Raw genomic sequence first — 21,432 nt, 5'->3', positions numbered from 1 at the left:
TAGGCTTCCGGGGTGCCCCGATCCGCACGCAGCTTCGCCGACGACATCCGGGCGCGCAGCGACGAGCAACTGCGCGCCCTGTTGCGCGCACGGCGCGACCTGGCCCGGCCGGCGCCGGCCGACGTGACTGCGCTGGCCGCTCGCGCCGCGACCCGCGCGAGCGTGCAGCGCGCACTGGAGAACCTCACGGCGGACCAGCTGCGGGTGCTCGAGGCGCTGGTCGTCGGAGGCCAGGACGAGGCCGCCGCCCTCCTGGACGCGCCGGCCCGAGCTGTGCGGACCGCGCTCACCAGACTCTGGGACAGCGCGCTCGTCTGGCGTAGCCCGGAAGGCTATCGCGCCGCCCGTGCCGTGCCGGAGATCCTCGGCACACCAGCGCGTCTCGGGCCCACAGTCCGCGAGCTCGGGGTGCGCGATCGCAGCCCGGACGCACCCGCTGCCTACGAAACTCTCTCGCCCGCGGCGCGGTCCGCCGTCGACCGTCTCCGCTGGAGCAGTCCTCGGGCCAGCTTCGACGGCGAGTCGGCCCGCAGCATCCGGGACGAGCTGGTGCAGGCGGGCCTCGCCGCGCCGACCGACGACGGCATCGTCATACCTCGGGAAGTGGGGCTCGCGCTGCGCGGCGGCCGGCTCTACCGCGACGGCCTGACCCCGCCGACGGTGCCCGCGTCCGTGCTCTCCCAGACTGACGTCGACGCAGCGGCCGGTGCCGAGACACTCGAGCTGCTGTGGCGGGTCGAGGCCCTCGCACTGTTGTGGGAGTCGGATCCGCCACGTGTGCTGCGGTCAGGCGGACTCAGCGTGCGCGACCACCGGGCAGCGGCGACCGCCCTCGAGGCGACCCCCGCACTCGCAGCGTTCGTCATCGAGATCGCCTACGCCGCAGGGCTGCTCGGCCCGGACGGTGATTTCGAACCGAGCTGGCTCCCCACGAGGCTGTATGACGAATGGGCCGCCGCGGCTCCGGCCGAGCGTTGGGCCACTCTGGCCGCGGCCTGGCTCGACACCGCCCGTGCTCCCTCGTTGGCCGGCACGAACTCACCCCAGGGCGGCGTGATCAATGTGCTCAGCACCGACGTCGGCTGGCCGATGATGCGCAACCGGCGGCTGGATGTGCTGCAGATCCTGCACGACCTGGACGAAGGCACAGTCGCCGCAACAGATTTCGTCGATGCGATGCTCCACTGGCGCAGGCCGCTCCGGCTGCCGGAGGGAGCGCCCACCAGGGCCGACGAGGTGCTGCGCGAGGCGGCCTGGCTCGGGATCACCGGGCGGGGTGCGCTGTCGTCGCCGGGACGTGCGCTGATCGACGGCGGCGATGCGGCGGCCGCCATCGCTGCTGCGTTGCCGGTCGCGGTGGATCACGTGCTGTTGCAGGCCGACCTGACGGCTATCGCCCCGGGACCGCTGACCGAGGACCTACGGCGGCTGATGCAACTTGCTGCCGACGTCGAATCCCGAGGCGGAGCAACGGTTTACCGCTTCACCGAGAGCAGCGTGCGACGGGCGCTCGACACCGGCATACCCGCCGCCGAGCTGATCGCGAAACTGTCGGACGCAAGCCGCACCCCCGCACCGCAGCCGCTGGAGTACCTCATCCTCGACGCCGGCCGGCGGCACGGCCAGACCCGCATCGGCGCGGCTGGGTGCTATTTGCGCAACGATGACGCCGCCACGCTTGACGCCGTCGTCGCCGACCGACGCCTGTCACCCCTGCAGCTGCACAAGATCGCCCCGACGGTGGTCGTCTCCCCTGCGCACCCCGGCACGGTGCTGGAAATGCTTCGGCAGCACGGGTATTCACCGGTTGCGGAGGGTGCGGACGGACACGTCGTGCACGCCGGCCGCGATCATCCGCGCGCACCGCAACGCCGGGAGAGCTCGGCAGGCGTCCGGCTGGACAGCGTCGACGACCGGGTGATCGACCAGTTGCTGACCCGGCTGCGCCAGGGCGATGCCGTTGCAGCGCAGGCCGCGCAGAAGGAAGGTCCACGCATCCCATCGACCGATCCGACCGTGACCCTCACCCGTCTGCACGATGCGGTGGCCGACCGTGCTCCGGTCTGGATCGGCTTCGTCGACACCGACGGCGAGCTGCGCCGCACGCTCTTTCGGCCCGAGCGCGTCGAGGGCGGCCGGGCCACCGGGTCGGTCGGCGACGGCAACGAGCGCCGCACCTTCTCGATCCACCGGATCTCCGGCGTGGTGCCTGCCTAGCTCGCGCGCGGTGTGCCCGGATGCTCGCCACGGGTCAGCGACTGACGTACTTCGCCGCTCACTGACGTCACCGGCAATGAGTGACGTCATTGCAAGGACGCCACTCATTGCGTACGTCGTCATTCGCCACGCAACGACGTCAGTCGACGGTTGGGCGCGCCCACTCCTCGCGGGTGATCGCGTATTCGACCTCGCCTTGCTCGGTCCCGGGCAGCGGGTCGTCGAAGTGCGGGTGGAAGGTCCGCACGTAGCGCAGGCCGACCTTCGACATGACGGCGCGTGACCCCTCATTGACGGCCATGGTCTGCGCGATGACCCTCGCCATACCGACGGATTGGAAGGCGTGGCGCAGCAATTCGCGGGATGCCTCGCTCGCATATCCCTTACGCCAATGGTGCTTCGGGATGCGGTAGCCGAGTTCGGCAACAGCGGGGTCGTCCGGCCGATCAGGGCCGTGCGCCTGGGACAGCATCATCAGACCGGCGAAGTCGTGCGTCTCGTCCCGGAGGAAGGCCATCCAGTATCCGAGCCCGGCGATCTCACGCCCGAGCGCGATGCGCTTCAGGTGCGACGTGGCCACTTCGTCACGGTCCCGAGCCCGGCCCCACAGATAACGCAGCACCTCCGGGTCGGCGTCGAGTTCAACCTCCAGCTCCAAGTGCTCGTCCCGCAGTGGCTCGAGCACGAGGCGCTCGGTGTGCAGCACCGGCTGCGCCATACCCCTTCCTTCCCCGAGTGGGACGCTCAGCGCACCCCGCCCATCAGCTTCAGCACCGGTCGGTTGCCGGCGGCGACGAGCACCGCGACGACGATTGCAATGATGCCGAGAGTCCAGAAGTACGGCGACTCATTTGCCGAGTCGTAGGCGCTGCCGAGCTTGCCGGCCATCGTCGAGCCGAAAGCCACCGACAGGTAGAACAGCCCGACCATCTGTGAGGTGAATGCCTCCGGCGCGAGCTTGGTCGACAGCGACAGGCCGACCGGCGACAGGTTGAGCTCGGCCAGGGTGAAGACGAGCAGGATCAGCGCGAGCCCCCAGATCGGAGCCGCCTGCGCACCCGAGGGCATCAGCAGGAACATCAAGAACGCGACGCCCATCAAACCGACGCCCAGCGCGAATTTGTTTGGCGTGGAAGGCTGTCGCGGCCCAAGGCGCGTCCACAGCGCCGCGAAGAGCGGCGCCAAGGCAATGATGAAGACCGGGTTGATCGACTGCACCCACGACTGCGGGAAGTCCCACCCGAGGAAGTTGCGGTCGAGCCGCTTGTCGGCGTAGACCGCCACCACGGTGAACTGCTGCTGATAGAGCGACCAGAAGACCGTGCTGGCCAGCACCATCGGCACGAACGCCCACACCCGACGGCGCTCCACCGGCGTGACGCGTGGCGTGCGCAGCAGGAAGGCGAAGTAGCCGACGGCCGCAATGCCGATGATCCACAGGACGATGTCGGCAAGGTTGTCGACGTTGATCGTGCCGAGTCCGACCAGCACCGCGATGACCACAGCGACCGCGACAGCGCCACCAATGTATGGCGCAAACTGCTTGCGCGGCAACGGATTCGGGACCTCGTGCGAGCTCTGCGGGAGCTGCCTGCGGAAGATGGTGTACTGGGCAAGTCCCAGCGCCATACCGACTGCGGCCGCGCCGAAGCCCCAGTGGAAGCCCTTGTTCGTCTGCAGCCAGCCGGTCAGCAGGGGACCGATGAAGGCTCCGAGGTTCACACCCATGTAGAACAGCGAGAAGCCGCCGTCGCGTCGCTCGTCGTCCGCGGCGTAGAGGCTGCCGACGACGACTGTCGCGTTGGCCTTCACGCCGCCGCTGCCGACCGCGACACACACCAGGCCGACGGCGAGACCGGTCACGCCCGGCAGCGCCGCGAGTGCGATGTGTCCGATCATCACCAGGATCGCACTGGCGAAGAGGGTCCGCTCGCTGCCGAGCAACCGGTCGGCGACCCAGGATCCGGCGATCGCCGACAGGTAGACCAGGCCGCCGTACGCGCCGACGATGCCGGTCGCTACCTGCTCGGAGTAGCCGAGACCGCCCTCCCCCGCGGAGTAGTAGATGTAGTAGGCGAGGATCGCCTGCATCCCGTAGAACGAGAAGCGTTCCCACATCTCGACGCCGAAAAGGTTGGCGAGCGGCCACGGGTGGCCGAAGAACCGGGTGTCGTCGGTTCCGCGTGCCGCGGTCCGGGTGTCGGTTGGTGCGCTAGACATCGGGGCAGTGTTGCATATCGAAATATGCGTTCAGCCCGATGCCCCCGCTGCCGCAAGGGTCTGGCTCCTACCGGGCCTCGGCAAAGCTCCGATGACAGGTGTCAGAAGATGCGGACCCGCTGATCGTCCGACAGCGACATACCGTCGCCCTCGACCACGCCGAACGCCTCGTCGAACTCGGTGAGATTGCGTGCCACGTTGGCCCGCGCATCGATCGGCGAGTGCGGGTCGATGGTGATCAGCCGTTTGGCCTCCGCCTCACGCGCCTTGCCGCACCAGACCTGCGCCCAACCGACGAAAAACCGCTGCTCGGGGGTGAACCCGTCGAGTTCGGGAGACTTCTCGGTTTCCTGCGCGATTTGGAAGGCCTTGTAGCCGATCGTGAGACCCCCGAGGTCACCGATGTTCTCGCCGACGGTGAGCGCACCGTTGACGGTGTTGCCCGGTGCGTCACGCGGCTCGACACTGTTGAACTGCTCGATCAGCTTGCCAGCCAACGCATCGAAGCGTTCCCGGTCGCCGGCGGTCCACCAGTCGGTGAGGTTGCCGTCGCCGTCATACCGCGAACCCTGGTCGTCGAAGCCGTGGCCGATCTCGTGCCCGATCACGCCGCCGATGCCGCCGTAATTGACCGCGTCCTCGGCGTCGACGTCGAAGAACGGCGGCTGCAGGATTGCCGCCGGGAAGACGATCTCGTTCATCACCGGCATGTAGTAGGCGTTGACGGTCTGCGGGGTCATGAACCACTCGCCGGAGTCGACGTCGTCGCCGACCCGGTCAACCATCCGGTCGACCTCCCAGGCGGTCGCCGCGGCGATGTTGCCGATCAGGTCGTCGGAGCGAATCTCTATGGAGGAGTAGTCCTTCCACTCCTGCGGATAGCCGATCTTCGGGGTGAACTTGGCGAGCTTCTCCAGCGCCTTGGCACGGGTCTCCTCGCCCATCCACGGCAGCGTCTCGAAGTCGCGCCGGTAGGCCTCCACGATGTTGGCGACCAGTTGCTCCATCCGCTCCTTGGCGTGCGGAGGGAAGTGCTTGTCGACATACAACTGACCGGCGGCCTCGCCGATCAGCCCTTCGACCAGGGCGACGCCACGCTTCCAGCGCTCGCGATTTTCCGGGATGCCCGACAGGGTGCGCCCGGCGAAGTCGAAACGCTCGTCGACCATCGCCTGGTGCAGGTATGGCGCGCGCTCCGACACCAGGCGCCAGGTCAGCCAGGCCTTCCACTTCTCCAGCGGCTCGTCGCGCAGCGCCTCGGCGAATCCGGTGAGGTAGGAAGGCTGTTCGACGTTGACCGGGTCGAGAATGCGCGCCTCGGCGCCGACGCCGTCGAGCCAGGCGTCCCAATCGACGCCCGGGCTGACTTCTTCCAGCTCAGCCCGGGTGAGTTTGTTGTAGGTCTTCACCGCGTCGCGTGAGGCGACTCGATCCCAGTGCGCCTTGGCCAGCCGTGTCTCCAGCTCCATCACCTGATCGGCGAGCGACTCGTGGATGCCGGCCAGTCCGAGCAGCCGGCGCATGTGCGCGACGTACTTCTCCCGCGTCTCGGCGTGCTGCTCCTCGCGGTAGTAGGACTCGTCGGGCAGACCGATGCCGGCCTGCATGACGTAGAGGATGTAGTGCGCCGAATCCTTCGCATCCGCAACCGAATAGAAGCCGACGAACCCGTCGACACCGCGGCGGGTGAGCTGCCCGGACACGCGAAGCAGGTCGGACTTGCTCTGTGCCTCGTCGATCAGTTCCAGGTCGTCGGCCAGTGCCCCGGCACCGATCTTCTCGATGCGCTCGGTGTCCATGAACGATGCGAAGAGGTCACCGACCTGCCGGCGCGGCGTGTTCGGCTCGGAATTGCTGGCCGCGGCCTCCTCGATCAACTCGTGAACGGCCTGCTCGGCGTCCTCGCGCAGCTTGTCGAAGGTGCCGTATCGCCCACGGTCCGAGGGGATTTCGTTCTTCGCGACCCAACCTCCGTTGACGAATCCGAAGAGGTCGTCCTGTGGGCGGATCGAGCGGTCGAAGTTCTCCAGGGTCACGCCGGACTTCATGTCGTTCACTCCTCTTTCTGAGTATGACGAGGCACGCTGCGGGTTCAAATTATGCTGGCCGCTGCAGGTTCCGCAGCGGGTATCGGCCGATGACTCAACCGGCGAGCGCCTTGACCACGCGCGACGGGGACGGGCGCCCGAGCTGCTGCGCCATCCAGGCCGAGGTCTCCACCAGCTTGTCGAGGTCGACGCCGGTCTCGACACCGAGACCGCGGCACATCCAGGCCAGGTCCTCGGTGGCGAGGTTGCCGGTCGCCGACTTGGCGTAGGGGCAGCCGCCGAGTCCGCCGGTCGACGCGTCGACCACCGTGACGCCGTGGCCCATCGCGGTGACCGTGTTGGCGAGCGCCTGCCCGTAGGTGTCGTGGAAGTGGACAGCAGTGGACTGTGCGGGGATGCCCTTGGCGTCCAGCGCCGCGAGCAGCTCGGTGACGTGCCCCGGCGTACCCACGCCGATCGTGTCGCCCAGGCTGAGCTGGTCGCAGCCGAGATCCATCATCCGCCGGGACACGTCGACGACCTGGTCGACCGGCACCGGGCCCTCCCACGGGTCGCCGAAACACATGGAGACGTAGGCGCGCACCCACAGCCCAGCCTCCCGCGCCCGCTTGACGACGGGGGCGAACATGTGGATCGACTCCTCGACCGTCCGGTTGAGGTTTTTGCGGGCGAAGGTCTCGGTCGCCGAACCGAAGATCGCGACGGCGCCGACCCCGGCGGCGAGCGCGCCGTCCAGGCCACGCTCGTTGGGCACCAGCACCGGCCGTTTCGGACCGCGACCGACCTCACCCAGCTGCGCGAGCAACTCGGACGCATCGGCCAGCTGCGGGATCCAGGACGGCGGCACGAACGAGGTGGTCTCGACCGTCTCCAGCCCGGCGTCCACGAGGCGGCGGATGAACTCCGCCTTCACGTCGGTCGGCACGACCGCCTTCTCGTTCTGCAGTCCGTCACGCGGTCCGACCTCGTAGATCGTGATCGCCTCGGGCATCGTCGGCATTGACGCGACCTGTGGCAAGTCCATACCGCCATGCTGCCACTAGCTGCGCACCGCCGCGGCACCCGGAAGGATTCCGGGCCGCCGGGCGTTATGCGTAGGCGGCTTTTCTTCGAAGGGACTCACCACGTGACCGACGGACCACTCATCGTCCAGAGCGACAAGACCGTGCTGCTGGAGGTCGACCACCCGCAGGCGACCGACGCCCGGCGGGCGATCGCGCCGTTCGCCGAGCTGGAGCGGGCACCCGAGCACATGCACACCTACCGGGTGACACCGCTCGGGTTGTGGAACGCCCGCGCGGCCGGGCACGACGCCGAGCAGGTCGTCGACGCGCTGATCCGCTACAGCCGCTACCCGGTGCCGAACGCGCTGCTGATCGACGTCGCCGAGACGATGGACCGCTATGGCCGGCTGCGGCTGACCAAGGACGACGACGGTCGACTCATCCTGACCTCGACCGACCAGGCCGTGCTCACCGAAGTGCTGCGACACAAGAAGATTGCGCCAATGGTCGGCGAGAAGGTCAGCGACTCCTCGGTGTTGGTGCACCCGTCGGAGCGCGGCGCGATCAAACAACAGCTGATCAAGGTCGGCTGGCCGGCCGAGGACGAGGCCGGTTACGTCGACGGTGAGGCGCACCCCATCTCGTTGCAGCAGGACGGCTGGTCGTTGCGGCCCTACCAGCAGCAGGCGGTCGACGGCTTCTGGCACGGCGGCTCCGGCGTGGTCGTCCTGCCCTGCGGCGCCGGCAAGACTCTGGTCGGCGCGGGCGCGATGGCACAGGCCCAGGCGACCACGCTGATCCTCGTCACCAACACCGTCTCGGCCCGGCAATGGCGCGACGAGTTGCTCGCCCGCACGAGCCTCACCGAGGACGAGATCGGCGAATACTCCGGCGCCCGCAAGGAGATCCGGCCGGTCACCATCGCCACCTACCAAGTGCTGACGCACAAGCGGAAGGGCGTCTTTCCCCACCTCGAACTGCTCGATGCCCGCGACTGGGGCCTCATCCTGTATGACGAGGTGCACCTCCTGCCCGCGCCGATCTTCCGGATGACGGCCGACCTGCAGGCCCGGCGCCGACTCGGCCTGACCGCGACCCTGGTGCGGGAGGACGGCCGCGAGTCCGACGTCTTCTCGCTCATCGGCCCCAAGCGCTACGACGCGCCCTGGAAGGACATCGAGCAGCAGGGCTACATCGCGCCCGCCGATTGCGTCGAGGTGCGGGTGACCCTCGACGACAGCGACCGGATGGCCTACGCCACCACCGAGCCCGACGACCGCTACCGCTTCGCGTCCAGCGCGACCGTGAAGGACTCGGTCGTGGAGCAACTCGTCGACCGGCACCGGGGCGAGCCCACCCTCGTCATCGGCCAGTACCTCGACCAGCTGGAGACGCTCTCCGACCGGCTGGGAGCGGAGCTGATCACCGGCGAAACGCGAGTCGCTCAGCGGCAGAAGCTTTTTCAGCAGTTCCGCGACGGTGAGATCAGCACGCTGGTCGTCAGCAAGGTGGCCAACTTCTCGATCGACCTGCCGGAGGCCAGCGTCGCGATCCAGGTGTCCGGCACCTTCGGCTCCCGCCAGGAGGAGGCGCAGCGCCTCGGCCGGGTGCTGCGCCCGAAGGGCGACGGTCGCGCCGCGCACTTCTACACGGTGGTCACCCGCGACACGGTCGACGCCGAGTTCGCCGCCCACCGACAGCGTTTCCTCGCCGAGCAGGGATACGCCTACCGCATCATCGACGCCGACGACCTGAATGACGCCCAGCCCGCCACCTGATCGTTTCTGCCGAATCCGCGCGCTCGCCGGCCCGACCTGACCTAGGTTGACACCTGACCAGCCAAACACTGGTCGTTCCGCAGGCGGAGGTGGAGGTGGAGGATGTCTCCCAGTCACGGTCGTCATCGCGCTCGGCGCAGCCTGTCGGCGCCCGCCAAAGCGCTGCTCGCCGCAGCGTGCGTCATCGCCTTGGTGGCGGTGGGGCTGCTCGTGACCCGGCCCTGGGACGACGGGTCCACGACGGCCGGAGACGCGGGCACGCGGCCGAGCCGCTCGTCGCCGTCGGCCGGCTCGTCGAGCGCGGGCGGGACGCCGATCGTGGCAGTGTGGACCGGCACCCCGGACGACCCCATGGTCACCAAACTCGCTGCCCGGATGGGTAATTCGTCATACCACCTGGTGGCGGCGAGCTCGGAGTCCGAGGCCGATGTCCTGCTCACCACGGGCACGACGTCAGGTCCGGCACAGGTGGCAACCACGCCGGTCGTGCTCGCGATGCCACCGGCGATGGCGCAAGTGGCCGGCACGCCGACCCCGCAGAACCTGCAAGCCTGGATGAATGGCAAGAAGACCTGGGCGAGCGAGGGCAAACCGGCCTGGGGCAGATTCACGCTGACCGTTCCGGACCCGAAGTCGAATCCGCTCGGTGCGGTGGCCTACGGAGCACTGACGACGATGGTCAACGGCGGCCCGATCACCGCGGAGCCGAACCTGCTGCAGCCCACTGATGCCGAACTCGCGGTGCTGCACGCCGGTCAGGCGATGAACCCAGTGCCGACCACGGCAGCGGCCGACGCGACCCTCGACGCGTCCAGCGTCGACGCCTTCGCGGCGAAGACCTCGGGGGTCCTGACGACCGAGCAGGCTGTGATGGCGCACAACGCGACGCGTGGCGCGCTGTCCTTCTTCCCGATCCCACTGCTCGGCGGAGTCGCTGCTCTGCCGGTCAATGCAGCCGTGGCGCCGCAGGCGAAGAATCGGCAGGCGGCCGGCATGGTGCTGCGCGACCTGCGTTCCGCCGACGGTCGCGAGGCGCTCAAGGCCGCCGGCTTCCGCGGCCCGAAAGGCGAAGCGCCGGACTCCCCCACAGCGCTGAAACTCACTGCGCCACAATTCTTTTCGGATGCACAACTGGCCGCCGCACGCACCGGCTTCGCAACCGCCCAACGGCGCAACTCGATCCTGGCGGTGCTCGACCTGTCCGGCTCGATGAACAACACCTTCGGCACCACCGGCCAGAGCAAGATCGCCCTCCTCAAACAGCTGACCGGCCTGTCCTACACCGTCGCCTCACCCAAATCGGTGTCGAGCGTCTGGTTCTTCGCCAGCCGCGGCGGCAAGGACGAGGTGTATGACGAGGCGCCGCTCGCCGAGAACGACAAGCTGATCGACGGCAAACGGCACGCCGAGAGTGTCATCGAGCAGACCCAACGCCAGTCAGCAGTGGGTGGCACGCCGCTCTACCTGGCGATCGAGCGCGCCTACGACTACGCGGTGAAGAATTACACCCCGGGGATGACCAACCAGGTCCTGGTGTTGAGTGACGGCGCCGACGAGGACAACTTCAACTCGCTCACCGTCGACGAGACTGCCGCCTATGTCGCGCGGCGGTACAACCCGGACAAACCCGTCCAGCTCACCCTGCTGCTCACCAGCCCCAAGGAGAACGGCGCCGAACTGTCGAAGATCGCGGCCGCCGGGCACGGCAAGGCCGTGCCGGTGACGTCCGAGGCCGATGTGCCGAAGATCTTCGCCGCGGCGATCCGGAGCTGATCGACTCGCCCGCGCTATCCGGACAACCCGCCGCGCCATACGGATGAAATGACCGAACTACCGCCCAGTCATTGAGAATTCGGGCCTGAACCCTGTGCAGGCTGACGCTTGTTTGCTTCGGTGATGCACGTCACATCACGGTGACGTAGAGCAACCAGGAGAAGCCCACATGTGCGAAGACCACGCGACCCCGAGCGACGCGGCACAGCCGACCGAAGCCTCCCGAGGGATGGGGCGACGGGCCCTACTGCGCGGCGCGTCCGCGACCGGCGTGCTCGCCGGAGCCGGTCTGCTGGCGGCAGCCGGCCCGGCATCGGCGAGCAGCACCGGCAGTCCGAAGCGCCCCTTCGGCCCGCTCGAGCTCGTCCTGCTCGGCACGGAGGCCGGCCCGCCGCCGGAGGCCTACCGGGCCGGCATCTCCACCGCGCTCGTCGTCGACGGCAAGACCTACCTGATCGACTGTGGCCGCGCATCGGTGACGCAGTACAAGAAGGCCGGGCTGAAGTATGCGTCGCTGGAGGCGATCTTCCTGACTCACCTGCACGCCGACCACATCGCCGACTACTACAACTACGTCATGCTGAGCGGCCTGCCGTCGAGCATCGACAAGGACATGATCGCCGGACCGGTCAAGGTCTGGGGGCCCGGACCGGCCGGTGCGCTGCGGCCGGCATTCGGCGGTGCACAGGTGCCGACGGTGGCTCCTGCCAACCCGACACCGGGCACCATCGACCTGACCACCAAGCTCGATGAGGCCTACGCCTACAGTCACAACGTCTTTCTCCGGGACAACGGCTATCGCGACCCGCGCACGCTGCGTCAGCTCACCGAGATCGCCGTGCCGGACGTCGGTCAGTCACCGCTCGGCGACACCGCACCACCGATGAAGCCGTTCAAGGTCATGGAGGACGACCGGGTCAGCGTGTCGGCGGTGCTGGTGCCGCACGGCCCGGTCTTCCCGGCGTTCGCCTTCCGCTTCGACACCGACCACGGCTCGGTCACGTTCTCCGGTGACACCCGGCTCAACGACAACCTGCTCGGGCTGGCCCGCGGCAGCGACGTGCTGGTGCACGAGGCAATCGCCGACCCGCGCAAGATCGGCTTGACCGGCGCGCAGCTGGACCACCAGCTGCAATCGCACGTGCTCAACTCCGAGGTCGGCGGTGTCGCCCAGCGGTCCGACGTGCCGCACCTGGTGCTGTCCCACCTGGTCGACTGGGGCCGCGAGATCAACATCGGCGAGTGGACCCGCCTCGCGCGGCGCGGGTATGACGGCAAGGTCACCGTCGGCCAGGACCTCATGCGGCTCACGGTCGCGCGCCGCTGACGGTCGCGCTCGTCATACGGGGGCGGACTGGTCACGTCAACTGGGGACTTGTCACGTGCAGGAACACGTGACAAGTCCCCAGTTGGTGGACGAGTCGCCAGTTGGTGGACAAGTCCCTACTTAGTGGACAAGTCCCCAGTTGGTGGACGAGTCCGTCAGTCCCGCAGGTAGGCCAGCACTGCGAGCACCCGCCGGTGCCCGGTGGTGTCATCGGGCGACAGCTGCAGCTTGGCGAAGATCCGCTGGGTGTGTTTCTCGACCGCTCCCCCGGTGACCACGAGGCGCTGTGCGATGGAGGCGTTGGACAGCCCCTGCGCCATGAGTTCCAGCACCTCCCGTTCGCGCGGAGTGAGCGCCTCCAACGGATCCCGACGCCGGGTCATCAGCTGGGCCACCACCTGCGGATCGAGCACCGTGCCACCGGCCGCGACCGAGTCGACCGCGCTCAGGAATTCGTCGATCTCGCCGACGCGGTCCTTCAGCAGGTAGCCGATGCCGCCGGTGCCGGCCGCGAGCAGCTCGTCCGCATACGCTTCGACGACATACTGCGACAGCACGAGAATCGGTGCGGTTGGCCAGGATTCGCGGATCCTCACCGCGGCTCTCAGCCCCTCGTCGGTGCCGGTCGGCGGCATTCGTACGTCGGTGATCACCAGCTCGGGGCGCTCCCGTAGTGCGGCCTCGACCAGGGCCTCACCGTCGCCGACGCCGGCCACCACCTGGTGACCGGCGTCGGAGAGGATGAGTTGTACGCCTTCGCGCAAGAGGGTCGAATCATCGGCCAGCACGATCCGCATGCGCCTCAGATTAAGGGAAACGCCCCCATGATCGTGGTCGGTCCACCCACCGGCGACTCGATCGTCAGCGTGCCGCCGACCGACCGCACCCGGTTCTGCAGGCCGAGGATGCCCTGACCCTTGGACGGGTGCGCCCCGCCCTGGCCGTCGTCGGTGACCGACACCAGCAGGTCGCCACCGGAGACCTGCAAAGACACCAGACCCTGCGTGGCGTTGCTGTGCTTGGCGACGTTGGTCAGCGCCTCGGTGACCACGAAGTAGGCGGCCTGCTCAATGTGCGGCGGCAACGCGGCCACCTCGCCGAGGTCGGCCTCGACCGACACCGGGATCATCGACCGCCCGGCGGCCTCCCGCACCGCGGCGACCAGCCCGCGGTCGGCCAGCACGGGCGGCGCGATGCCCTTGGACAGTGCCCGCAGCTCGTCGAGGGTCTCCTGCGTGGAGGCAATCGCGGCACGCAGCCCCATCACCGCGTGTGAGTCGTCCCCGAGCTGGCGCTCCATCCGCGCCAGGTCCATCTTCAATCGCACCAGTCGCTGCTGCGGTCCGTCGTGGATGTCCCGCTCCAGCCGGGACAGCTGCGCGGACTCCGCGGCGCGTCCGGCGTCACGGGTCTGGGTCAGCTCCTTGATCTGCTCCTCCTGCTGGATGCGGCACAGCATCGAGGTGGCAAACAGCCCCTGCACCCGGGCCAGGCCAATGTTGACCGCCGGCAGGGTGGCGAGGAAGAACAGGCCGAGCACCACGTTGAACACCAGCGCCAGCGGGTAGGAATGCAGCCCGATCAGCTCGGCGAGGTCCTGGTTGTCGCCGCGGTTGTGCAACGCCCACCCATAGATCGGCCAGGTGATCCCGGCGAGCGCGGCGGCCCACCAGCTGAGACTGATGATCCAGGTGATGGTCGAGACGATCCAGGCGATCATCGACCAGGCGACGTCCAGCCAGACCTGCGGGCTGCCCGCCGCCCGGACGGCGTATGCCGGGAGTGTCTCGCCGGTGCGGCGGCTGAGCGGGCGCGCGGCGGGCGCCGGCATACCGACGAACTTCTCGATCAGGCGGCGTTCGAGGGCGGCGCCGGCCGCGGCGACCGCGATGGCGGGCGGCAGCGCGACCGGTGCGAGGACCACCGAGAGGCTGATCGACAGCAGGGTGACGTTGATGCAGAACAGCGCCAGGTGGATCGGCCAGGACAGCAGCAGATAGGCGCTGCTGGCGAGCGTCCGGCGCACGAGCTGCGGCAACGGTGTCTTGAACGGGACGGGTAGGCGCTCGTCGGACACAGCCGAACTGTCGCGCATCTGCATCAGAAATGTCATGTCATTCACGCTATGGACGCCGACGCGTCCCGCCGATCCCGCGGACCGGTCAACCCGATGTCGGGCCAGCCCGACACCCGATCCCGCGCGAGCCTGCTAGAAGATGCCATCGAGCAGGTTCTGCACCGGGTCGATCGCGAAGTAGACCACGAACAGCGCGGCGATCAGCCACATCAACGGCGGCACCTGCTTCACCCGGCCGCGGGCGAGCTTGACCACCACGAAGGCGATGCAGCCGGCGCCGATACCGACGGTGATCGAATAGCTGAACGGCATCAGCACGATGGTGAGGAATGCCGGGATCGCGATGTCCCAGTCGCGCCAGTCGATGGCGCCGACCTGCTGCATCATCAGGAAGCCGACCAGCACCAGCGCGGGCGTCGCCGCCTCGTAGGGCACCATCTCCACGATCGGTGCGAGGAAGGTCGCCAGCAGGAAGAGCACGCCGGTGACGATCGCGGCCAGGCCGGTGCGCGCGCCCTCACCGACACCTGCGGTGGATTCGACATAGCCGGTGTTGGAGCTGACCGCGGCGGCGCCACCAGCAGCGGCGGCGACCGAGTCGACGATCAGGATCTTCTGCGCGTCGGGCGGGTTGCCGTCCTCGTCGAGCAGGTCGGCCTCGGCGCCGATCGCGACCATCGTGCCCATCGTGTCGAAGAAGTCGGCCAGCACCAGCGAGAAGATCAGCAGCAAGGCGGTGATCACACTGATCTTGCTGAACGACCCGAATAGGCTGAAGTGCCCGAGCAGCCCGAAGTCCGGGGTGGCCACCCAGCTGTCCGGGATCTTCGGCACGTTGAGACTCCAGCCGGTCTCGTTCTTGCCGTCCGGCGTGCGGGCGCCGAGGTTGCCGATCGCCTCGACGATCAGCGCGAGCACAGTGGTCGCCAGGATCGCAATCAGTATGGCGCCCTTGACTTTTCGCACGTAGAGCGCGATCACCAGGACCAGCCCGATCGCGAAGACGAGCACCGGCCAGCCGTTCAGCTGACCGCCGACGCCGAGCTGCACCGGGGTGCCCGCACCCGCGCGCACGAAGCCGGCGTCGAAGAGCGCGATGAAGGTGATGAACATGCCGATGCCCACACTGATCGCGGTCTTCATCGGCGCCGGCAGTGCCTTGAACGCCGCCACCCGGAAGCCCGACACGACCAGCACGAGCATCACGATGCCCTCGAGCACGACCAGACCCATCGCGTCGGCCCACGTCATGCCGGGCAGGGCGGCGATCGAGAAGGTGACGAACGCGTTGAGGCCGAGGCCGGTCGCGATCGCGAGCGGGTAGTTGGCGATCGCGCCCATCGCGATCGTCATCACGCCGGCGACCAGACAGGTCGCGGCGGCGATCATCGCCAGGTGCGGCTGATCGGTGCCGCCGCCGAGCAGTTCGCCCTTGCCGCCGTTGTCCCGGACGGTGCCGATGATCAGCGGGTTGAGCACGATGATGTAGGCCATCGCGAAGAACGTCACCAGGCCACCGCGGATCTCGCGGCCGATGGTCGAGCCACGGGCGCTGATCTTGAAGTAGCGATCGACCGGGTTCAGGGCGGGGGCGGGCGCTGACACGGGCTAAAGATTAGGGCCCCAGTAGGCTGCTGCGTGTGACGGATCCGGAACCCGACGAGCTGCTGCCGGTCAAGGTGGACGTGCTGCGGGTGGTCGAAGTGGGCATCGCGCTGTGGGTCGTCGCGCTGATCGTGACTCTCGTCATACCGTCGCTGCACGAGGGTGGCCGCGACTGGTGGCCGTGGACCTGCGCCACCGGTGCCGCGCTCGGCGCGCTCGGCTGGGCCTACGTGCGACGCGGCCGCGGCAACGCCTCGGCCGCCTGAGGGTGCTTCCCGTCGCGCATCGAAGGGTGCCAGAGTGGCGGTATGACGCAAGCGCCCACGACGCAGGAGACCTCCACAACTGTCGTGCTCTTCGGAGCCACCGGCGACCTGGCCCGCCGCAAGCTGCTGCCCGGACTCTTCCGGCTCTTCGCGACCCGTCTGCTCGGTGACCTCCGGGTCGTCGGCACCTCGATGGAGGACCTGACCCGGGACGAATTCATCGAGTTGACGCGCAAGTCCATCGACGACTTCTCCAAGCATGCGGTCGACGAAAAGATCTGGGGCGCCTTCGCCAAACGCCTTTACTACGTGCCGAGTTCGGCCGGTCCGGCCGCACTGGAGAAGACCGTGCGCGAGGCGGAGGAGGGTATGCCGGAGCCGATCCAGCTCCTGCATTACCTGAGCGTGCCGCCCAAGGCGGCACTCGACGTCATCGGGACGTTGCGTGAGGCGGGCCTGGTCAAGGGCGCCCGGGTGATCATGGAGAAGCCGTTCGGCACCGACCTGGCGAGCGCGCGGGCGCTGAACGCCGCGGTGCACGAGGTATTCGACGAGCAGCAGATCTTCCGGATCGACCACTTCCTCGGCAAGGAGGCGGCGCTGAACATCCTGGCGTTCCGCTTCGCCAACGGTCTGTTCGAGCCGATCTGGCACCGCAACTTCATCGAGCACGTGCAGATCGACGTGCCCGAGGAGCTGGGACTGGAAGGCCGCGCCGGGTTCTACGAAGGCACCGGCGCGTTCCGCGACATGGTCGTCACGCACCTGTTCCAGGTGCTCGGTTTCACCGCGATGGAGCCACCGACGTCGCTGGAGCCGGAGGCGATCACCGAGGAAAAGAACAAGGTCTTCCGGTCGATGCTGCCGCTGGAGCCGATGGACGTGGTGCGCGGGCAATACCAGGGTTACCGCGACGAGAAGGGTGTGCACCCGGAGTCGGAGACCGAGACGTTCGTCGCCCTCAAGTGCCGCATCGACAACTGGCGGTGGGCCGGCGTGCCGTTCTACCTGCGCACCGGCAAGAAGATGGCCGAGGGACAGCGGATCATCTCGATCGCGTTCCGCGAACCGCCGAAGTCGATGTTCCCGCAGGGCTCCGGTGTCGGCCAGCACGGGCCGGACCACCTGACCTTCGACCTGGCCGACGAGGCGCGAATGTCGTTGTCGTTCTATGGAAAGCGGCCTGGGCCGGGCTTCCGGCTGGACAAGCTGTCGATGCAGTTCGCGGTGCACGACACCGACTGGGCCGGTTCGGTGCTGGAGGCCTACGAGCGGCTCATCTACGACGCCGTGCGCGGTGACCGCACGCTGTTCACCACGGCCGAGGGCATCGAGCGGCTGTGGGAGATCAGCCAGCCGCTGATCGACAACGAGCCTCCCGTGCGCCCCTACGCACCCGGCTCCTGGGGGCCGAACCAGATCCACCAGCTCGTCGCGCCGCGCACCTGGCGGCTGCCGTTCGAGCGGAAGTGGCGCGAGAAGCACTGAGCGGCGGGTGGTTCGCACATCTCGCGCGACCGTCGTCACAAAAAGTGCAGCCCGCGCGGGACCGGACCGCCATACCCCCAGGCGGTCAGCTGCTGACGTCGACCGCGAAATCGTCGAGCACCGGCGCATCGATCTGCTCGGGTGCGGGCTCGGGGATGTCGCTCTCGCTGTGCGCGCCGCACCCGTGGTCGAGCGAGACGACCCGGCCGTCATCGGGCGACCACTCGCCCGCGCAGACGCCGAAGACACTGCGCAGCGCGCCCGGCATCGGCACGAAGAAGCCGCAGGTGGTGCAGTGCATGCTGGCCTGCTCGGCGACGTCGGTGTGCGGGCCGGAACTGCCGTCATACCAGCGCTGGGCGGCGGCGTCCCGGCCCTCGGCGGACAGCACGCGCGGTCGCCCGAGGCCGAGCTCGAAGAACGCGACCTGGTCGACGTCCTCCTCGCCGGTGGCCTCGAAGCCCTGCTCCAGCAGCGGGTCGTCGGCGACGTAAGGGCGCTCGTCACCGGCGCCGAGGTCGCCGGGTGCGAGACGCTCGACATACGGCACCCAGTCCGGGGCGAGTACGGCGGCGTCGGTCGGCAACAGGTTGGTTTCGCACACCGTCGCGAACTTCTGCCGCGGCGCTCGCGCCACCGAGATCGCCCAGTGCCAGCCGACGTATCCGCGGGAGAGGCACTGGAAGTAGTGCATCGCAATGCGCTCGCCGAGCATCACCGAGCCGGCGTGATCGCCGACCGTGCCCGGCTCCGCGATGCTGAGCGCAGCCTCGTGGGCGAGCTCGACCGCACCCAACAGGACCTTGTCGGACTTCGTCTTCTCTGCCTTGGCCATGACTTAGACCTCGAGATCGTCCGCGACCGCGCGCAGCACGGCCACGATCTTCGCGCCGTGGCGCTTGTCGGGGTAACGGCCGCGGCGCAGGCCGTTGCCGAGGTCGTCGAGCAGCTTGATGAGGTCCTCGACGATGACCGCCATATCGTCGGCGGGCTTGCGGTGCCGCGCGGCGAGCGACGGACCCTGATCGACCAGCGTCACGCTGAGCGCCTGGGCGCCGCGACGCCCTTCGGCGACCGAGTACTCGACCCGGGTGCCGCTCTTGACCGCGGTGGTGCCGCTGGGCAGCGCGCTGGAGGGCAGGAAGACGTCCTGTCCGTCGTCACCGGAGACGAAGCCGAAACCCTTGTCGGCGTCGAAGAACTTGACCTTGCCGGAAGGCACCGTGCCACCTACTCGTGAATGTCGTCGGGAAACGTTGTCGTCGGGTCGGACGCGCCGGCGCTCCCCTGCCGAGCCCGCGCAATATCCAACCGCGCAAGATTAACGCCTCGGTGCGCCCACCCACGAATCCTTTGGCCGTATGCCGGGCAGCCCACCGGTCACTCAGGCCAGTTCGGCCACCCTGCCGGTCAGCTCGGTGAGCGAGCCGACGACCAGGTCGGCACCGGCCTCCCGCAGGGTTGCGGCGTCGTGCGGCCCGGTCGTCACGCCGACCGCGAGTGCATCGGCGGCGTGGGCCGCCTGTTGGTCGCCCACGTGATCACCGACGTATGCCGTGGCCGCGTACTCCCGCAACGGTCCCGCCTTGTCACGCGCGAACAGGTCGCCGACCACGACGTCCGGCCGGATGCCGACGTGCTCCAGCACTGCCTGCACCGCGACCGGATGCTTGGCACTGACGACGAGCACCGTGCCGCCGGCTGCGTGGATGGCGTCGACGAGTTCGACCGCGCCGGGCATGGCGACGGTCACCTCGATCGCGTGCTCCAGGTAGTGGGCGCGGTAGTCGGCTGCCGCGGACGCCACCTCGTCCGCCGGCAGAAAGTGCGAGAGGTTGTCCCGCAGCGGCGCACCGAGCAGCGGCCACAGCTGCGCGTCGGTCGCGTCGACACCGCGGGCGTGCAGCACGTGCTTCATGCAATCGAGGATGCCGCGGCTGGAGTCGACCAGCGTCATGTCCAGATCGAATCCGACGGTGAGACTCATCGGCCGGATCGTTTCGACAGCCGGTCTCGTAGCCGCCTGGCGTGCCGGATCGGGGCGGGTTCTGGGTCGGGCGTGACGCCGCGGACTCGGGTGCCGTGCATGCGATCGATCATCGCCTCTGCGCACCACGGGACGAGCGTCGGGTTGCGCAACCAGGTCACCCCGAGCTGACCGAACGAGCGAAAACGTGCTGGCAGCAACCGAATACCACGTCGCTGCTTGTCATATCCGAGGGCGATCGTGAATCTCTGCGCGATCACATCGGGTGAGACCCGCGGTCCGCGGATCGAGTTGGCGATATTGCTGCCGTGCACGATCTGCAACCACATTGGCGGCGTGCGGACCCGCAGCTGCGGGCCGACGGTGCGCAGCTGCGTGTGCTGCGGGTGGCCGAAGATCGTGTAGGGCAGCCGGCCGGGCGCGCGGCGCTCGATCAGCGACTGGAACGCCGCCGACGGCTGGTCGTGCAGGTATACCGCGCCGGCGCGGTCCACCTGCACCCCGCGTGCGAAGTCGACATACAGCCGCTCCTGCCGATCGAACTGCGCCTGCACGGTTTCGACGAAGTCGACGGCGAGCGCGTCGTCACTGTCGACCCGCGTCGAGATCAGGTATGGCGCAGCCGATCGTTCGGCGAGCTCGCGCGGAAGCGCCTGCAGAAACATTTCGTGGGTCCACACCGGCTCGAACACGTCACCGGCGAGCTCCTCGATCGCAGAACGGAATTCGTCCGACGAACGATCATCGAGGAACACCAGCCACCGCGCCTTCGCGCCCTGCTGGCCGGCGACGGAGGGCAGCAGCGCATCGAGGAAGAACGCGAGCCGGTAGAAGAGCCAATCCTCGTCCGGCGGGTCCTGATCGGGCACGAAGACCGCGCTGAACCGCGTGATCAGGAAGTGGTCGAACTCTGCCGCCGCACCGGCATCAACGGGCATACGGGTCGTCCGGGTTACCGGGCTTCTGCTGGGGCGGCCGCCCGTCCGGGTAACCCTCCGGCGGGTACTGCTGACTCGGATAGCCCTGGTAACCCTGCGGACCCGGGTAGTAGCCGCCCGGGTAGTAACCGCCCGCGGCCTGCTGGGCGAGGCGCCGCTCCTTGCCGGAGTTGGACAGTTTGACGATGCCGACGATCAGCAGGATCACGCCGGCGATGAAGGACAACGCCGCGACACCGATGCCAATCCCGATTGGGAGAGCCAGGTTGCGGCCGAGCTGACCGGCAACATCGGAGTCCATCACCTTTGCCGCGCGGCCGCAGGCGATCCGGTAGTCGCCGGTGCTCGTCGGGCTGAAAGTGCCCGCTCTGGTCCAGGTGGTGCCGCGCGAGGAATAAGACAGCGCACCGGTCGCCTCCTCGACCGTGACGCTCGCGCCGTCCGGGCCGGTGACCCGGCACTTCGGCTGGAGGCCCTCGGCGTAGTCGCCCTCGACCATGATCGACCGGGCGGCAAGTCCGCTGTTGATCGAGTAGGTCCCGCCGGAGGGAATCGTGGGCTGCTGGTTGATCGTGTCCAGACCGGTCACGACTCCCCGCCAGATCCCGATGCCGAGCGCGGCGGGAGCCAGGAGCACGATCAGCACCGCCCCGATCACGGTGAGCGCGACGCCGCGTCGCTTGGGCAGCTGCATGGTTTCCCCT

18 protein-coding genes are annotated in these 21,432 nt (G+C 68.4%); 6 read left to right on the top strand and 12 right to left on the bottom strand.

The window, feature by feature from the left end; genetic code table 11:
• Window positions 1-12: 12 nt before the first annotated feature.
• Window positions 13-2,217, top strand: coding sequence for a helicase-associated domain-containing protein (locus tag N2M23_RS03970; RefSeq protein WP_265443460.1), 2,205 nt, complete (start codon window positions 13-15; stop codon window positions 2,215-2,217).
• A gap of 139 nt (window positions 2,218-2,356) precedes the next feature.
• On the opposite strand, the gene N2M23_RS03965 is transcribed toward N2M23_RS03970, so the two are convergent.
• From N2M23_RS03965 to N2M23_RS03950, 4 genes are all read right to left on the bottom strand, one after another.
• Complete coding sequence (locus N2M23_RS03965) at window positions 2,357-2,935, bottom strand: GNAT family N-acetyltransferase (protein WP_265443458.1); 579 nt, start codon at window positions 2,933-2,935, stop codon at window positions 2,357-2,359.
• Between the two features lie 26 nt (window positions 2,936-2,961).
• Window positions 2,962-4,437: a peptide MFS transporter gene (locus tag N2M23_RS03960; RefSeq protein ID WP_265443457.1), complete on the bottom strand. Its 1,476-nt coding sequence runs from the start codon at window positions 4,435-4,437 to the stop codon at window positions 2,962-2,964.
• A 101-nt stretch (window positions 4,438-4,538) separates the two neighbouring features.
• On the bottom strand, window positions 4,539-6,485 hold the full coding sequence (locus tag N2M23_RS03955; RefSeq protein WP_265443455.1) for a M13 family metallopeptidase: 1,947 nt from the start codon (window positions 6,483-6,485) through the stop codon (window positions 4,539-4,541).
• A 94-nt stretch (window positions 6,486-6,579) separates the two neighbouring features.
• Entirely contained in the window at window positions 6,580-7,509 is a 930-nt protein-coding gene (locus N2M23_RS03950; RefSeq protein WP_265443454.1) for a hydroxymethylglutaryl-CoA lyase, read from the bottom strand.
• A gap of 102 nt (window positions 7,510-7,611) precedes the next feature.
• Between N2M23_RS03950 and N2M23_RS03945 the strand changes: the two genes are divergently transcribed.
• The 3 genes from N2M23_RS03945 to N2M23_RS03935 all read left to right on the top strand — a co-directional run bounded on the left by N2M23_RS03945 (window position 7,612) and on the right by N2M23_RS03935 (window position 12,367).
• Window positions 7,612-9,267: a DNA repair helicase XPB gene (locus N2M23_RS03945; RefSeq protein WP_265443452.1), complete on the top strand. Its 1,656-nt coding sequence runs from the start codon at window positions 7,612-7,614 to the stop codon at window positions 9,265-9,267.
• A 102-nt stretch (window positions 9,268-9,369) separates the two neighbouring features.
• A complete protein-coding gene (locus tag N2M23_RS03940; RefSeq protein WP_265443451.1) occupies window positions 9,370-11,040 on the top strand; it encodes a vWA domain-containing protein in 1,671 nt (556 codons plus the stop codon).
• Window positions 11,041-11,209: 169 nt separating this feature from the next.
• Window positions 11,210-12,367: an MBL fold metallo-hydrolase gene (locus N2M23_RS03935; protein WP_265443449.1), complete on the top strand. Its 1,158-nt coding sequence runs from the start codon at window positions 11,210-11,212 to the stop codon at window positions 12,365-12,367.
• A gap of 155 nt (window positions 12,368-12,522) precedes the next feature.
• Here the strand turns inward: N2M23_RS03935 and N2M23_RS03930 are convergent, their stop codons facing one another.
• The 3 genes from N2M23_RS03930 to N2M23_RS03920 form a co-directional block, all read right to left on the bottom strand.
• Window positions 12,523-13,164, bottom strand: coding sequence for a response regulator (locus N2M23_RS03930; protein ID WP_265443448.1), 642 nt, complete (start codon window positions 13,162-13,164; stop codon window positions 12,523-12,525).
• 5 nt (window positions 13,165-13,169) lie between these two features.
• Window positions 13,170-14,480: a sensor histidine kinase gene (locus N2M23_RS03925; RefSeq protein WP_265443446.1), complete on the bottom strand. Its 1,311-nt coding sequence runs from the start codon at window positions 14,478-14,480 to the stop codon at window positions 13,170-13,172.
• 96 nt (window positions 14,481-14,576) lie between these two features.
• A complete protein-coding gene (locus tag N2M23_RS03920; protein ID WP_265443444.1) occupies window positions 14,577-16,049 on the bottom strand; it encodes an NCS2 family permease in 1,473 nt (490 codons plus the stop codon).
• A gap of 35 nt (window positions 16,050-16,084) precedes the next feature.
• Between N2M23_RS03920 and N2M23_RS03915 the strand changes: the two genes are divergently transcribed.
• Window positions 16,085-16,315, top strand: coding sequence for a DUF2530 domain-containing protein (locus N2M23_RS03915; protein ID WP_265443443.1), 231 nt, complete (start codon window positions 16,085-16,087; stop codon window positions 16,313-16,315).
• 42 nt (window positions 16,316-16,357) lie between these two features.
• The gene (gene zwf, locus N2M23_RS03910) at window positions 16,358-17,803 is read left to right on the top strand and encodes a glucose-6-phosphate dehydrogenase (protein WP_265443442.1); all 1,446 of its coding nucleotides are present in this window, start codon (window positions 16,358-16,360) and stop codon (window positions 17,801-17,803) included.
• 85 nt (window positions 17,804-17,888) lie between these two features.
• On the opposite strand, the gene N2M23_RS03905 is transcribed toward zwf, so the two are convergent.
• The 5 genes from N2M23_RS03905 to N2M23_RS03885 all read right to left on the bottom strand — a co-directional run bounded on the left by N2M23_RS03905 (window position 17,889) and on the right by N2M23_RS03885 (window position 21,422).
• On the bottom strand, window positions 17,889-18,638 hold the full coding sequence (locus tag N2M23_RS03905; RefSeq protein WP_265443441.1) for a DUF3027 domain-containing protein: 750 nt from the start codon (window positions 18,636-18,638) through the stop codon (window positions 17,889-17,891).
• A gap of 3 nt (window positions 18,639-18,641) precedes the next feature.
• Window positions 18,642-19,025 (bottom strand): cold shock domain-containing protein, encoded by a 384-nt coding sequence (locus tag N2M23_RS03900; RefSeq protein WP_171151190.1) that lies wholly within the window; start codon window positions 19,023-19,025, stop codon window positions 18,642-18,644.
• Window positions 19,026-19,187: 162 nt separating this feature from the next.
• Window positions 19,188-19,790: an HAD family hydrolase gene (locus tag N2M23_RS03895; RefSeq protein ID WP_265443438.1), complete on the bottom strand. Its 603-nt coding sequence runs from the start codon at window positions 19,788-19,790 to the stop codon at window positions 19,188-19,190.
• Window positions 19,787-20,728 carry a glycosyltransferase gene (locus tag N2M23_RS03890; protein WP_265443437.1) on the bottom strand — a complete coding sequence of 314 codons (942 nt, stop codon included), beginning with the start codon at window positions 20,726-20,728 and terminating at the stop codon, window positions 19,787-19,789. The genes N2M23_RS03895 and N2M23_RS03890 overlap by 4 nt, the downstream gene beginning before the upstream one ends.
• Complete coding sequence (locus tag N2M23_RS03885) at window positions 20,718-21,422, bottom strand: hypothetical protein (RefSeq protein ID WP_265443435.1); 705 nt, start codon at window positions 21,420-21,422, stop codon at window positions 20,718-20,720. Before N2M23_RS03885 ends, N2M23_RS03890 begins: the two co-directional genes overlap by 11 nt.
• Between the last annotated feature and the right edge of the window lie 10 nt (window positions 21,423-21,432).

The sequence above is a fragment of the Flexivirga meconopsidis genome (assembly GCF_026162425.1).
GTDB classification, from domain to species: domain Bacteria; phylum Actinomycetota; class Actinomycetes; order Actinomycetales; family Dermatophilaceae; genus Flexivirga; species Flexivirga meconopsidis.
Note: the sequence above shows the minus strand (reverse complement) of the source record. Positions and strands in the feature narration are given on the sequence as shown.